At 61.0% G+C, this 14720-nt stretch carries 9 protein-coding genes; 6 read left to right on the top strand and 3 right to left on the bottom strand.

The window, feature by feature from the left end:
* Positions 1-43: 43 nt before the first annotated feature.
* Positions 44-2473: a DUF3772 domain-containing protein gene (locus AC07RO_RS16135; protein WP_495009487.1), complete on the bottom strand. Its 2430-nt coding sequence runs from the start codon at positions 2471-2473 to the stop codon at positions 44-46.
* Between the two features lie 725 nt (positions 2474-3198).
* On the opposite strand from AC07RO_RS16135, the gene AC07RO_RS16130 reads away from it, so the two are divergent.
* A complete protein-coding gene (locus AC07RO_RS16130) occupies positions 3199-4143 on the top strand; it encodes a DNA/RNA non-specific endonuclease (RefSeq protein WP_495086537.1) in 945 nt (314 codons plus the stop codon).
* A gap of 85 nt (positions 4144-4228) precedes the next feature.
* On the opposite strand, the gene AC07RO_RS16125 is transcribed toward AC07RO_RS16130, so the two are convergent.
* Together AC07RO_RS16125 and AC07RO_RS16120 are read right to left on the bottom strand one after the other, a co-directional pair.
* Positions 4229-5827 carry a J domain-containing protein gene (locus AC07RO_RS16125; protein WP_495009489.1) on the bottom strand — a complete coding sequence of 533 codons (1599 nt, stop codon included), beginning with the start codon at positions 5825-5827 and terminating at the stop codon, positions 4229-4231.
* 3 nt (positions 5828-5830) lie between these two features.
* Positions 5831-7528: an Hsp70 family protein gene (locus AC07RO_RS16120; protein WP_495086536.1), complete on the bottom strand. Its 1698-nt coding sequence runs from the start codon at positions 7526-7528 to the stop codon at positions 5831-5833.
* A 351-nt stretch (positions 7529-7879) separates the two neighbouring features.
* On the opposite strand from AC07RO_RS16120, the gene AC07RO_RS16115 reads away from it, so the two are divergent.
* The 5 genes from AC07RO_RS16115 (at position 7880) to AC07RO_RS16095 (ending at position 14533) form a co-directional block, all read left to right on the top strand.
* Complete coding sequence (locus tag AC07RO_RS16115) at positions 7880-8581, top strand: DUF3053 domain-containing protein (RefSeq protein ID WP_495086535.1); 702 nt, start codon at positions 7880-7882, stop codon at positions 8579-8581.
* Positions 8582-8719: 138 nt separating this feature from the next.
* Positions 8720-10921 (top strand): M48 family metallopeptidase, encoded by a 2202-nt coding sequence (locus AC07RO_RS16110; protein ID WP_495086534.1) that lies wholly within the window; start codon positions 8720-8722, stop codon positions 10919-10921.
* 131 nt (positions 10922-11052) lie between these two features.
* The gene (locus tag AC07RO_RS16105) at positions 11053-11556 is read left to right on the top strand and encodes an SMI1/KNR4 family protein (RefSeq protein ID WP_495086533.1); all 504 of its coding nucleotides are present in this window, start codon (positions 11053-11055) and stop codon (positions 11554-11556) included.
* A 36-nt stretch (positions 11557-11592) separates the two neighbouring features.
* On the top strand, positions 11593-12303 hold the full coding sequence (locus AC07RO_RS16100) for a hypothetical protein (protein ID WP_495086532.1): 711 nt from the start codon (positions 11593-11595) through the stop codon (positions 12301-12303).
* A gap of 478 nt (positions 12304-12781) precedes the next feature.
* Positions 12782-14533 (top strand): right-handed parallel beta-helix repeat-containing protein, encoded by a 1752-nt coding sequence (locus AC07RO_RS16095; RefSeq protein WP_495086531.1) that lies wholly within the window; start codon positions 12782-12784, stop codon positions 14531-14533.
* The last annotated feature ends 187 nt before the right edge of the window (positions 14534-14720 follow it).

Here is a 14720-nt window from a genome sequence, read left to right as displayed (position 1 = left end):
AAGGGTCGACTGCCGCGCCGCGTGTCTTAATGGGGCGGGGTGATCAATCAGCGACTGCCGGCGGTTGCTCCTTGCTCAGCCCGTCGTTGATCAACACCATGCTCTGCGGTGCGGACAACGCGATGCCCATTTCCCGAAGGCGGCCCAGCACGGTAAACAACAGGTCGCTTCGAGCACTGCCCACCGAGCGCGGGCTGTTGACGTAACCGCTGGCGCTGATGATCAGGCCCGTGTTGGTCAAGTCTTTGAAGGTGACCGAGGGCGCTGGCGTATCGAGCACGGCTTCGTGCTCGGTAAACGCCTGCAACAGCAGTTCGCGGATCTGCAGGACATCCGTTTCCAGCGGCAGCGTCAGGGAAATCCCGACCACGCCCAGCGCGTTGCCCATGGTCACGTTGCGCACGTTCTGAGTAATGAACTGCGAGTTCGGCACGATCACCGTGGAGCGGTCGGACATCTGGATTTCAGTAGCACGCACGTTGATCCGGCGAATATCGCCCTCGACCCCCGCCAGGCTCACCCAGTCCCCGACCTTGACTGGCCGCTCGGTCAGCAGAATCAAGCCCGAGATGAAGTTCTGCACGATGGCCTGCAAACCAAAACCGATCCCCACCGACAGGGCGCTCACTACCCAGGTCAGGTTGGTCAGGCTGATGTGCAGGGTGGACATCACCACCGCAATCACCAGCACAAACCCGATGTAGCCGATCAGGGTCACCAGGGACGCCTGCATGCCGGCGTCCATGTTGGTTTCCGGCAGCAGCCGTTCGCCGAACCATTCCTTCAGCACGCGCACGCCCAGCATGCCGAGTACCAGGCAACCCAGTGCCATGAGAATGTCGCTTGGAACGATGTTCAGGTTGCCCAGGGATTTGTTTGTGACTTCCATCTGGGTGAAGCTTTCGAGCAACTCGCCCGGGCTTGAACCCGAGGGCAGAAAGGCCAGCAGCACGGCGGCCAGCAACAGCAAGCTGCGGCCTACGCCCGCCAGAATGGTGCTCGCCTGGGCCTGATGGCGCGGGGACAGGCCGAGTGCCGAACCCAGTGCCATGCCGCCCGGTTGCTTGGGCGACAGGAGGGTTTCGCAGACGTCGCCGAAGAACGCCACCAGCAGGTAGGCGGTCGATGCCACCACGCTCATCCACAGCAGCTTGACCGCAAGGAAGTAGGCCAGCGTCAGGTACCCGCTCAGCAACGCCAGCAAACTCAATCCGACCCACACGGCGACGACGAAGGGGATCAGCCCGGCGAGGCCGCCCGGACGCTCGATTGCAAAGCGGCGGCGGGTGCGGCGGTAGCGCACCAGGCCGAAGAAAAACACCAGGGAAACCGCCAGCGCCGTCAGGCCGTTGACCGCGACGGTCAGCGCCAGGCTGCTGGCGATGACGCTGTTGATCCGCTCCTGGGTGCCGATGACCATCAGGGCCAGGGCCAACACAGGCGGAAAGCGGCCCATGGCCGTGGCAATCTCGTCAGGAATCTTCGGCAGGCGCCACGAGGGGTGCGGCAGCATCAACAGCGCGCGGCCCAGGCCGACGATGAAGGCGCAGAAGGTGATCAGCGTCTGCAGTTGGTCGAGGAGATTGACCACGTCGTTGCTCAGCACTGCATTGCTGGTGATGCCCCAGCGCAGCAGGGAAGTGGCCGTGGTGATGGTGAGCACGGTCGAAAGACCGACAGCTAGGGCCAGGGCGCTGCGGCGCAGACGACCCTCGGGCAACCAGCGGACCATCAGGCGGATCAGCAGGCTCTCCAGCAGGCGGCGCACCACCACCCAGATCAGCAGCGCGCCGATCACTACGCTGGCAAACAGCATGCGGTTGCCGGGCGCCAGTGCGCTGGTGAACACGCTGCGGACGTCGTCCAGCAAACCGTTCATGCGCCTGAGGTCGTCATCGGTCGGGCGAATCAGGGTCGACCAGAACGCCGAACTGAGAGGGCTCGCCGTGCGCGTGCTGATTTGCGAGTCGAACAGGCTGCGGCGCAGGCTGAAGATCTGCGTGGCCAGGTCCCGAGCCGACTGACTCAAGGTATTGGTCTGGCGCTCGTCGCTGACCAGCGCGTTTTTCTGGGCGGTCAATGCCTTGCGCTGGCTGGTCAGGGTGGGCGCTTCGTCCGGTTGCACCGGGCCGAGAATGTTCAGCTGATCGTTCAGGTGCTCGATGTCGACCGCCTGTTTGGCGATCAGGTCATCGGCTTGCTTCTGCACCTGTAATGCGGCCTGGCGCAGGCTCGACAGCAGGTCATCGTTGGCGCTGACGGTGACTTTCTGCCGGATCTGGTCGAGCTGTTCGCTCAGGTCATCCAGGCTTGGCGCCTCGACTTCCGGCGTTGCATCAGGTTGGCTCGCGGCCTGCGGTGCGGTTTGTGGCGCGACCTGCGCCGCCGCGGCCTGTGCGAAAGCGGGCAGGGTGACGCACAGCAACAGCGCGAGCACCCCAGCGTAGAAACGGTTCAACGTGACGTGTTGCATTCGGGTTCCTTTGGGGCGTTAACCGGTTTTGCGAGCTGATCGTTTGGCGCATGTATCGAACGGCAGGCGGGGCTCTCGATCATTCGTGCGCGCGGGGGCGGATGATAGCAAGGATTGGGTCGTGACGACTCACGCTCGCTGTCCATTGCCGGCAGTGGTGCGGCTGATGGAAGATCAAGAGCGTCTGCCTGGGGGCAGACTGTTTCGCCTTCGGCGAGTTACTTGATAAAGCCCCAAGTAACCAAGGGCTTGTGCTCCTGGTTGGGCCCCTCCTGCGTCGGGGTTCCTTCACTTCGGTCCCGCTCCGTGGGCCCGCGCCGAACGGACATCCATGTCCTGACGGCGCTCTCGCCGCATCCATGCGGCTCGACCCACTGCGCGAGACCTGCGTTCAGCCTGCACCCAAGTCGCGACTGGTGTCGTCTGCACTCGCCGTGTATGAAGATCAAGATCAAAAGCGCATTTAGATCAGATCAAAGGCTTCCCGGCTAAAGCCAGTCCTACGGTCAAGGTCACCGCCAATCCCACTGCACGCATACGATGCTTTTGTAGGACCGGCTTCAGCCGGGAAGGGGCCCTCTCGGTCAACATCAATTCGTGCTGTGAACCCACCGTTAGCCGATACCCCCTCAGGTCATGTGATATTCACACTTGGCGGCACATGATCGTGTTCGGTGTTAAACCGGGCCCGTCCGACGGACCCCCATCAATCAAGAGGTAGCAGGATGCCAACACACAACGCTCAGGTGGATCTCGCCCACCGCCCCCGTCTCGCTGATCTTCAGCCCATCACCGCCGATCCGTCATCCCATGCCACCGCGCTGCGATCAACCCCCCAAGGACGGGTCACGCCGGCGTCGCAACTGGAAGGTCGCTCAGGCTACAGCGGCGATTTCCTCGGGGAATTCATCGTGCCCTGGCCGACGACATCAACGCCGGACGACGTGTTCCCGGTGGGCAATCCGGGCAATAGTCTGGATTACACCCACTTCTCCATCAGCATGTCCCGGAGTCGGCGCATTGCGCTGTATGTGGGCGTGAACATCGAGGGTGGCAGCAGCGTCGAGATCGTGCGGAGTCAGGACAACTGGGCCTACGACGGTCGCCTGCCGGTCGAGGCGCAGATTGGCGACGATCTGTACCGCGACAACCTGCTGGATCGCGGCCATCTGGTTCGCCGGCAGGACCCCAACTGGGGCGCCGAGGCGCAGACCGCCAATCAGGACACCTTCCACTTCACCAACTGCTCGCCGCAGATGTCCGCCTTCAATCAGAAAACCTGGCTGGAGCTCGAAGACTTCATCCTGGACAACACCCGCCGCTGGAAAGAGCGGGCCACGGTGTTTACCGGGCCGGTCCTGCGCAGTGACGACCCGCTGTACCGGGGCGTGCAAATCCCCCGAGCCTTCTGGAAAGTCGTCGCGTTCCTTGGTGATGACGGCAAACCTTCGGCCAGCGCGTACGTGATCGACCAGACCCGCGAGCTGGGCAAGCTGGAACTGATGTTTGGCGCACTGAGGACGTATCGCCGCAGCGTCACTCAGATTGAGGCGCTTACCGGCATCCGTTTTGGCGAGCTGGCGCGGTATGACGGATTTTCCAATGAAGAGCAGATCACTGGCACCCGAATCGAAGCGCTGATTCAGCGGCCGGAGGATATTCGGCTGTAGCGTTGTCCTGCGATACCGCTGCCAGGGGGCCTCTTTTTCTACGGCCATGCCCTTGCGTGCGACTTCTCCTGAAAGCGGCCCGGTCTCAGGTGCCTCGCGTCAGCTGAGTGCCGGGCATGTCTATTTGCACATACGCAATCACACTCACCATGACGATGCAGAACAGCCACTGCAGACGGCTGAGCCCGGCGATCCGGTAGATCGCCTGCAGCGGCTTGCGCCAGCGGTATTGGCGATCCACTGGCACTGCACTTTTGGGTTGCAGCCTGCCGATCAGGCCCGTGATGACGTAGGTGGCCACCCCGAGAAGTCCCAGCCATTTCCAGAGCACAAAGGCCAGGGCCATCACCGGTACGCCGTTGCGGATCACCAGATAACGCCGATTCCGCGTCAGTGTATGGCGTGCGCACCATGCGCTGAAGCGTTGATCCTCATCGTAGAAGTACTCCGAGAATCTGACCCAGTGCTCATACAGCTTCTTGCCCATGTACGTGAGTAGCAGCCCTGTCATCAAGATGAGCGGCGATATGACCACCAAGAGCAGGAGAGGGGCGGGGACGTCGAGTATCCCATTCAGCGCGAGAGTCATGGTCAGAACAATGCCCGCCCGCTGCGTGACGTGGGGCGGACTTTCCGGCCCCACCAGTGCTTTCCAGAACCACGGATTATGGTCCGGGAACCTCCGTGCCCAGTCGGGAAACCGCTTCGTGAAGTCCTCGGATAATTGTTCGCAAGCCTGCCAGTCAGCCTCGGTGAATGTCGCGACGCGTGCCTGCAGGCGTTCCGCAGACGAACCCGTCAGGAACAGCGCAGCAGCATTGGCGCGTGGGTTGGGATGCTCCTCGCCCTGGCGCACCAGCGCACGCAATTCGTCCACCCATTTCTTCTCTTCGCAGCGCCAGAGCAGCGCGTGCCATTGCTCATCAACGATGGGGACAACGGCTGACTCGCTGTCCCAGGCGAACAGTTGCCGGATCCTTTGAAACAAAGCGGGGGACCAGTGCTTATGTTCGAGAAACAGATCGAGCACCTGCACGTGAAGCGTCTGGCGACGCGCTAAATCGCCCAGCCAGCCTTGTCGACTGTGGTGCTCAAGGCACCCGATGAAGCGTGTTTCTTCGCCGGCCGCCATGTATTGCTCCAGCCTGCGGTACAACCCCATGGAGAGCAGATGGCCGAGCCGCTGATGATCGGCGTCCCGCGGGCGAATCTGCTGCCACGGCGTCAGCCACTGGCGGGTTTCAAGGCCCCAATGCAACAGGTTCGGGTGCGCGTCCGGCGCCTGTACGCACCGCATGAACAGCAGGGTCTCGACGGTCGATTCGATGCCCCGTGCGATCGCCTCATTCCACCACTGATCAACGGCAGCATCGTCGAACGTTGCGAGCAGTTCGGCGGCCTGCTCCTGAGCGGAACGCACCACTGGCCGGGTGACCGGCGCAGGCCTTTGCACCAGAGGCGCTGCCGAAACCTGTACAAACGAAGCGTCGCTGCCAACGCCATCGTCGCCGTCGCGCGCCAGTTGCAACGCGCGCTCGTAGGCCTCACGCAGTTGCTGGAACGCGGCCGGGTTTTCGTCCGGACGGGTAATTTTCAGCAGCTTGGCGTATTGGCGTTTAACACTGCGCTCGTCGGAGCGGGCAGGGAGATCGAGAATCTTCCAGCAATCGAACGTCGTGTCCATGGGTCATTGCCACCCGCCATGTTCGAGCTGTTTGAGCCGCTCGTTCAGCTCCGTGCGCGTCTGTCGGATGAGGCGCTCGTCCTGACTGTCGAGGGCGCGCTGAAACGCGCTTGCCCAGTCACCGATCAGTTCGCGGCGCTCGCCCAGGCTCTCTTGATAGAGATGCTCCAGGCGCGCGATCAACAGCGTATTGATCTGCTGATCGCGCGGATGCACCTTGAGCGCAGCGAGCGCTTGCAGGCGCTGGGCAACTTCCTCAGGGCTGAGCACGCCGGGGTTGTTTTCGATTACCAGTGCGAACGCATCGCCAGTGCCGGGAATCGTGACCTGACATTCGAGAATGCCGTTGTTGTCGTAGGTGAAGCGGACGTCAAGATCGACGTTGCCCTTGTTGTGCGGCGGAAGGGGAATCTCCAGTTCGCCCAGAGGAATGTTGTCGCGCACGAGACGACTTTCGCCCTGGAAGATGCTCACCGTCACGCCGGTTTGCCCTGCGTCGGCGGAGTAAACGGTCTTCACCCGGCTGACGGGTACGGTGGTGTTGCGCTCAATGATCGGCAGATAGTGCCCATACTCACGGTGCTGGCCGACCCGTTCTGCGACCTCGATACCCAGGGTGTAGGAACAGACGTCCGTCAGCACGACTTCTTTCAGGGCCGCATCCCGGGATTTCAGCGCCGCCTGTATCGCGGCACCGTGGGCCACGGCTTCGTCGGGGTTGAGCTGGATAGAAGGGAAGCGCCCGAACATGCCCGCCGCCAGTTTGCGCACCAGTGGCATACGCGTGGTGCCGCCGACCAACAGGATTTCGTCGAGATCGCCGATCTGCAGCCTGGCGTCGCGCATGGCGCGTTCGACCGGGTTACGCAGCCGTTCGAGCAACGGCGCATATAGCGCGGCCATGTCCTCTTGAGTGAAGGTTTGCTGCCACTGCTGGCCGTCCACCCGCAGCACGAACGCGTCGCTGCGGACCTGGCCCAGGGCAATGCGCAGGCGCTGGGCTTCGCGATGCAGCGCATGGGCGATGGATTCGGGGGCGGGAAAGCCTGGCTGGTCGGCCTGGGCGCGAACGAAGGCCTCGGCCAGCAGCCGGTCAAAATCTTCGCCACCGAGGAAGTTGTCCCCCGCACTGGCGCGGACTTCCATCACGCCCTCAAACAGCTCGAGGATCGACACGTCAAACGTCCCGCCACCCAGATCGAACACCAGAAAAGAACATTCCTTGCCGTGTTGCGGCAAGCCGAACGCCAGCGCTGCCGCGGTGGGCTCGTTGATCAGCTTGTCGACCTTCAGGCCTGCCAGTTCTCCCGCGATGCGCGTGGCTTTGCGTTGAGCATCGCTGAAATAGGCGGGCACGCTGATGACCGCCTCAACGACCGTCTCGCCATAGGCGCGTTCGACGTCTTCCTTGAGACTTCTGAGCACCAGCGCAGAAAGTTCTTCAGGACGGAATACGTGGTTGCCGAGGGCGGTCTGGTGGGCGCTGCCCATGTGCCGTTTGAACAACGCAGTGGTCAGGGAAGGGTGGGTGTGCAGGCGTTCGCGGGCAGCTTGCCCGACCAGAATCCGGCCCTCATCGTCCAGCCCGACCACGGAGGGGGTGAGCAACTCGCCCAGCGCGTTCGGCACCAGCACGCTGGCATCGTCTTTCCAGACCGCGACCAGGCTGTTTGTGGTGCCGAGGTCAATACCGACGATCATGGGCGAGTTCCTGTGTGCAGGCTTGGGGAGCCTGGGGCTGCGATAAACGCGTTGGGTGTCATGAATGTTGTCTTCCTTGAGCCCGGAGCGGGTGTGCGCGGATTTGAGAATGATCGGCGTGCAGGGTTCAAGTGCTCGTTCGGACCCACTGCGCCGACTGCGTAACATTTCGCAAAATTACAAAATAATAGGATCCAAAGGGAATTTATTTTTGCGTAAGCTATCTAGCATCACGCTCACAGACGGTTCATCGGCATCGACAAACTGCCGACTGAACCCGAACGCTGTACCGCCCCGAAGCAAGATTTCTCTGCCAACGGCTTTTTTTCACTTCCTGGAGATTCCCCGACAATGACCGTCTCATTCAGCCGCCATTGGTTACTCGCCCTCGCACTGCCGCTGCTCCTGACCGCCTGCGGCAGCAGCGAGCCTGACCAGCGCGCCGCGTTCAAGCAGTTCCTGCAAGCCCGCATCATCGACAAGCCGGGCGTCCACGTGCCCAAACTGACACCGGAAGAATCGAAGTCTTTCGGCGATTACACCCAGCACTACGCCGTGATCACCGACTTCAACAGTGGTATGGACGCCAGCATCAAACCCCTGAACGGCTTCGTGCAGAAAGGCGCGTTCCATTCATTGGGCGACGTGATTGAGCGCCGCGATGATCTCAAGACGGTGCAAACCGGCGTGAACGATCTGGTCGCACAGCTCAAGCAACAGTTGGCGAAAGCTGACGCCGCCCATGCCCAGCTCAAGCAGCCGGACGATCTGAAAACCGTGTATGACAGCGCCTACGATCGCACGGTGACCGTCCCGGCCAACACGCTCCTGACCGTCATGCCGCAAGTCAATGGCACCTTCGAATCGGGCCTCAAAGTGGCGGACTACGTCGACGCTCACAAGGCGCAGATCCAGATCAATGGCTCGGTGATTCAAGTGACGGACCCCAAGGTCCAGGCTGAATTGAACACGCTGCTGCAGGACCTGAATGCCAAGGCCAAGGTCGTTCAGGAAGCGCAGACACGCATGCAGGCCGTGTTGCTGGGTCGCTGAATCCGGACCTGATAACGGCACCGAGGGTGAGTTATCCCTTGGTTGTGTAAAGCACGCAAAGGGCATCAGACCCTTTGTCCAGGGAAGCAGGCGCGCGCCAGGGATGGCACTCGGCGGCGCTGTGAAAAGGGTCGCCCCATGAAAAAGCTGAAGCTCATCGCTGTACTGGTTTTATTCCCGCTGGCGCTGAACCTGTTTGGGGTCTGGGAGCTGCAACGCAGCAGCGAGGACCGCCAGGTCTACACGGGCTATCAGGCTGACCTCAATGAAGCGCGTCCGGAGCTGCAAGCCATTGCCGCCAAAGGCGGTTCGCGCCCAGTGATGGTCGACGTCGGCGACGGCGAGAAAATGGAAGTCAACGAGGCGTTGGCCCGCGTCGCCGGGTTGCAGGACGAACTGGACACTCTGCTGCCGCTGAGCAACGTCATGGTCTGGCTCGCAACAGGCGTCATCGCGCTGGGATTGCTGGCTGCCCTGGTGGGCGGGCTTGGCTTGTTCGGCCTTAACTGGGCGGGTCGGCGCGCCATGCATTCGCGGGAGCAACTGCTGCATGGCTTTACCCGTGTGACCAAACTGCTGCCCTTCGTGCTGGTGGGGCATGTGGTGGTCATGGGGGCTGCCATCGCCGCCATCGTCGCCTTCGAGGCGCTGAATCTCTGGCACGCCGGGCGACTGTCCGCCGGCGAAATGAAATTCATGTTCGCTGCCATGGTAGTTGTCGCGGGTTGCCTGTATTCGATCTGGCAAATGAGCACGCAGTTGCGCGTCATGCTCAACATGTTCCAGCCCACGCCGATGGATGTGATGGGAGAGGCCGTCACCGCCGAACAGGCGCCGGTGCTTTGGGCTTACGTCAACGAGCTGGCCCGAAAACTGGGCGCACTGCCGCCGGATCACATCGTGTTGGGCATGGCCGCCGGCTTTTACGTCACCTCCGGCGACATCGCCCTGGCGCCGGCCAACACCACCTTGACGGGCCGCACCCTGCATGTGCCGCTGATGTATCTGGGCATCCTCGATGAAGCCGAGACCACCGCTGTCATCGGCCACGAGCTGGGGCATTTTGCCGGCGCGGACACCGAGTTCAGCATGCGCTTCGTGCCGATTTACCATGGCATCGAGCGCAGCCTGGTGGTGATCGGCCAGACCCTGGTCGACAGCGAATGGCTGCAACGGGCGACCCTGCACCCGGCGTTCATGTTGGGTGCCTACTTCATGGAAAGCTTCGACCACGCGGTGATGCACTGGAGCCGTGTGCGCGAGCTGGAGGCCGATGCTGCCGGGGCGCAGCTGGCGGGCAATCTGGCGGCCGCGTCGGCCCTGGTGCGTATTTCCGCCATTGATCCGCTGCTGCAAGAACGCCTGACAGCGCACATCGTGCAGGCCACGAATCCGACGCCCGGGCAAGGCGCTGTCCATGACCTGCCGAACATTGACCTGCCGACCCGGGTGCTCCACGAGATGGCGGCATTGCCGTTGACCTTGCCGGAAGAGGAGATGGCCACGCAGCTGCCGCACCCGTCAGACACCCATCCTTCGAACGGCGAGCGCGTGGCCTCTCTGAGGGTATCGATCGATGATGCCGTGCGCAGTGGCACGCGACCTCTGGATGCAGCGCAAGCCTGTGTTGCCATGGATCGCTATTTCGCCCAGCCGGAGGTGTTGCGCAGTCGCCTGACCGGTGATTATCTGAACCATCACGTGCAGCAGGACGCGGCCATCGTCGAGAGGTTGCGAACCCACGCCGGCAACGTCACCGGCGACGTTGCACTGCACGAAGGGGCGCGATTGCGCGGGCAGATCCTGCTCGGGGTCAGTGGCCTGCTGGCGCTGACGGGACTGATCCTGTTGCTGGCACCGCTGCTGTTTCCAGGCGTTGCACGGCGTGATCCGCAGCCATTCCTCGTCGGTGGCGGCATCGTTCTGTTCATCGTGCTGTGCACGTTGCCATTTGGGCTGCGCCTCTTCAGGCGTGCTCATAAAACCGCGCTGCTGCTGACGCCGGATCACCTGGTATTCGCCAACCTCAAAACCCCGCTGCCTATTCGCGACATAGCCGATTTCAACCTTCAGGTCGGCAATGGCTTCATCCTGACGGTTCAGCTTGAAGACGACGCGCCGTTGCCCGAGCTGACGTCACGCTCGTTCTTCGCGCCCGATGTCGTGCTCAACAAGAAGAAACGGTGGCTGCTTTTGCCCCTCATCCAGTTCTGCCTCGATGACAAAAAGCTCAAGACCCCTGAACTGGCCCAACTGATCGCGACCTACATCGACGCGGGTGCAGCGCGGCATTTGCTGCAGCAGCGGTTCGAGCAGGACGGGGAATTGAAGGCTGGATGATTGGCGGCTGGCTGTTGCGAAACTGGGTGAATGCGCCAGGGACCTGGCGAGCCGGTCATCTGGACCGTCAGCTTCATTTTGCCTTTCCTGAAATCTATGGAAATGATCAATCAGTCATCGGGTAAAGACGAATGCTTCAGGAATTTGAATCGCAATACGCTTTTTCCGAACTGCTCAAGGAGATCGAACAGCTCCTCGAGCCCGAGATCGTTACAACGCTTTGCCCTCCAGCAAGCGAGAGCGATTTTTTGCCGCTTGAACAAAAGCTTGGTGCTCCACTCCCGATGTGTTTGCGTCAATTGCTGCTTTGGCATGACGGTCAAGGATGGAATAGCCCCCTGCGCGAGAGTGACAACCGTCGTCTACTCACAGTGAGTGAGATAAGTGATGCGCTGGATTTTTTTCTGGACCCTGAGGAGGATTTTTGTCAGCCGTGGGGCCGTTATTGGGTGCCTTTTTTGACGAACGACTCAGGTGATTATGTCGTTGTTGATGCCTCGCCGATGAGCACTGGAGCGCTAATCGCCTACTGGCACGATTGGGACAACAGGCCTGTAGTCGATGAGTCCTTGCCGCAATGGGCGGCGGGTTTAAAAGAGGAACTTATCCAGAATCAGGCACTGACAAAACAGTGAAGGTTCCCGACTCATTTACTCAAGGAGAGTGTCAGCGTGAGTGATGTAAGCGCCCGGCAGGACAACTTCAGCCGCCTTAGAAAATACCTCAGAATTGATGCCGCTCTGTTCATCGCCAGCATGGTGGGCGCTTTCACGCTCAGCGGATTCGCATACTTTGAGAAGTTTTATCAAACGTTCGACGTCGTCGTAGGGAGGATCAATATCACCGCACAGCAATTTTTGTCTTACGGTGCGGCAGGGTCAGGTGCGTATCTCGCCGTGATTGTGATCCCTGTGGCTCTAGTGGTGACGGTCGCCTTTCTAGTGAAGCTTCTTGATAAGCCAGGGGTAGGCGCGGACGGCTTGCCAAAACCTGCTCACTGGTTAGTGGAAACTCGAGACAGAATTGCGAGCAATCATGGTGCTTTGATATTCGTCGGTATTATTGTCTTGATCGCTTTGCTTTTGCTCATCGCTTGGGTCTTACTAGTGAAATTACCCTCTCAGACGGGACGGAAAATGGCGCTGGATCTGGCGTCCAGCTGCACAGCGCGACGGTTCGATTACGCGAATCTGGATCATTTTGAGGGATGCCAAGTTGCCGAATCCGACGACATGGTATTTATCCTGCAACGGACCAGATGCGACAAGGAAGGTGTGGAGTTCCGAACCCTCGAACTGCCCAAACAAGGGCTCAAAAGTATATCCAGCCCGGCGCAAATGTATTTGTTAGAACAGCCAGACCCTCCTCGCTGTGGTCAATAGTGCGGCAAGTGCTGGTTCACCCAAATAACAGGAGAAACTGTATTTCTCTATCCGTGCGGGTCCAGCGCGGCGCATCGGCCGACATCTTTATACCTGACTCCGCGTTTGTTCCAGCGCCCCGGCTCCACACTCTCAACACCTTCAATTCGCTGCGACAAACATGCCCCGTCGTTCTGATGCTGCGCTGTCCATGTTGGAGTGACCGGAGTGGCGCTCAACCTTGCTCACGAGTACGGCATTTCAACTGCTGAAGATATGGCGGATGTGCTTGCCTCTTCGCGAGCAAGCTCGCTCCCACAAGGGTGGTGTTCGACCTGAATGTCCCACTGTCCCAGAGAGCTGACGGTTAACTGGAGCCAACTGGGGAAAGAGCGGTGACTCATTTCCCCACCGCCCGTCACCTGTCCCGTCAGATAACCCGCTTTTCACACCGTATGCCCATACTGCTCCCGTCTCTTCAGTTGAAACGGAGCACGTTATGACACTGCAATTCAATGTCCGGGATTTCGGCGCTGTTGGCGATGGACATACCTCTGACACCGCGGCCATTCAAGCCGCCATCGATGCGGCAGCGAAAGCCGGCGGCGGCGACGTTTACATTCCTGCCGGCACCTGGACCCTGACCCCGGGCGGAAAGCCTGCCGACGGCGCGCTGATGCTCAAAAGCAACGTGTTCATCAAGGGCGACGGCATGGGCGCCACGGTGCTCAAGCTGGCAGACGGCACCGATCAGGCGGTCACCGGCATCATCCGCTCGGCGAGCGGCGAGGCGACCCACGATTTCGGCGTCAGCAACCTCACCCTCGATGGCAACCGGGATGCCACCAGCGGCAAGGTCGATGGCTGGTACAACGGCTTTCTGCCGAGCCAGCCGGGTCAGGACTCCAATGTCACGCTTTCCGGCGTGGAAATTCGCGATTGCTCGGGCTACGGCTTCGACCCCCACGAACGCACGGCGAACATGCTCATCGAAAACAGCGTGTCCCACGGCAACGGGCTGGACGGTTTCGTTGCCGACTACCTGATCGACAGCACGTTTCGTAATAACCTGGCCTACGACAATGACCGCCACGGTTTCAACATCGTCACGACCACTCACGACCTGGCGCTGCTGAACAACGTCTCCCACGACAATGGCGGCGGTGGCATCGTCGTACAGCGCGGCAGCGAAAACATTCCCTCGCCGTATCACATCACTATCGAGGGTGGCGAGGTCTACGGCAACGCGGCTGAAGGCGTGCTGGTAAAACTGTCCAATGGCGTTGACATCAGCGGCGTGGATATTCACCACAACGGCACGTCCGGCGTGCGTGTCTATGGCAGCACGGACGTCGAAGTCCGCGGCAATCTGATTCACGAGAACGCGCAAAAAGCCGGCATTCCTGAAGTGCTGATCCAGCCGTTCGACGATCGTGGCGGCGTCTCCGGCAAGCTCCATCCGGCTGACCACAACACCTTCGCCGACAACATCATCACGGGCGGCGCCAAAAGCACTTTCGGCGTGGCGGAGGAGAGCGGCCAGTCAGGCAGCAATTCGGTTTATGGCAACACCTTCGCTCATCTGCAGCAGGGTTTGGTATCGCTGCAAGGCGCGGGTGACCACGTCGGGACCAACCCCGTGCTGAATGCCATCGACGGCGGCAGTGCCAGCGATTCCCTCGATGGCACGGCCAAGGCCGACTCCATCAACGGCAGGGACGGGGCAGACACATTGAACGGTGGGTCGGGCGCGGACCTGCTGTGGGGTGGCGCCGGCCATGACCGATTGCTCGGCGGCAGCGGCAACGACACCCTGATCGGCGGCGCCGATGCGGACGTGCTGTTCGGCGGCGCTGGCTCGGACCTGTTCCGCTTTGCCTCGGTGTCCGACAGCTACAGAACAGCGACTGCCAGCCATGCCGACCGCATCGGCGACTTCGATGCCGCTCACGACACCATCGATGTCTCGGGCCTCGGCTTTACCGGATTTGGCGACGGCCATGACGGCACCTTGAAATTCACCACCAACGCCGAGCACACCCGGGTTTACCTGAAGGACCTGGACGCAGACGTGCAAGGGCATCGGTTCGAACTGGTGCTGGACGGTGATTTCAAAGCCGGTCTCCCTTCAAAAGCGATGGTATTTGCCGACGCTCCGGCGTCGCTGGCCAGCGCCTCAACCACAGCGGATGCCGTGTCGGTGGCGCTGGTAGGCGTGGCTCAGGATCATCCGGAGATTGGGCTCGTTTGACATAACGTCAGGCCCTTCCTTGCCTGAACGCGAGAACGGGCAGTAAACCGAGGGATGCACGCGCCGTGGGGTAGCACTCACGGCGTGATGCCGTTCCATTCCCGTACCCAATTCCCGCGCCAACCTTTGCATCCTCATGACCTTCCCGCTAAAGTCGGCCTCCGGGCGTCTGCTGCGCCGGCGGTCC

The organism is Pseudomonas sp. GW821-FHT07F05, assembly GCF_059418765.1.
The sequence above is the reverse complement of the archived record's forward strand: the minus strand, read 5'-3'. Positions and strand labels throughout refer to the sequence as shown.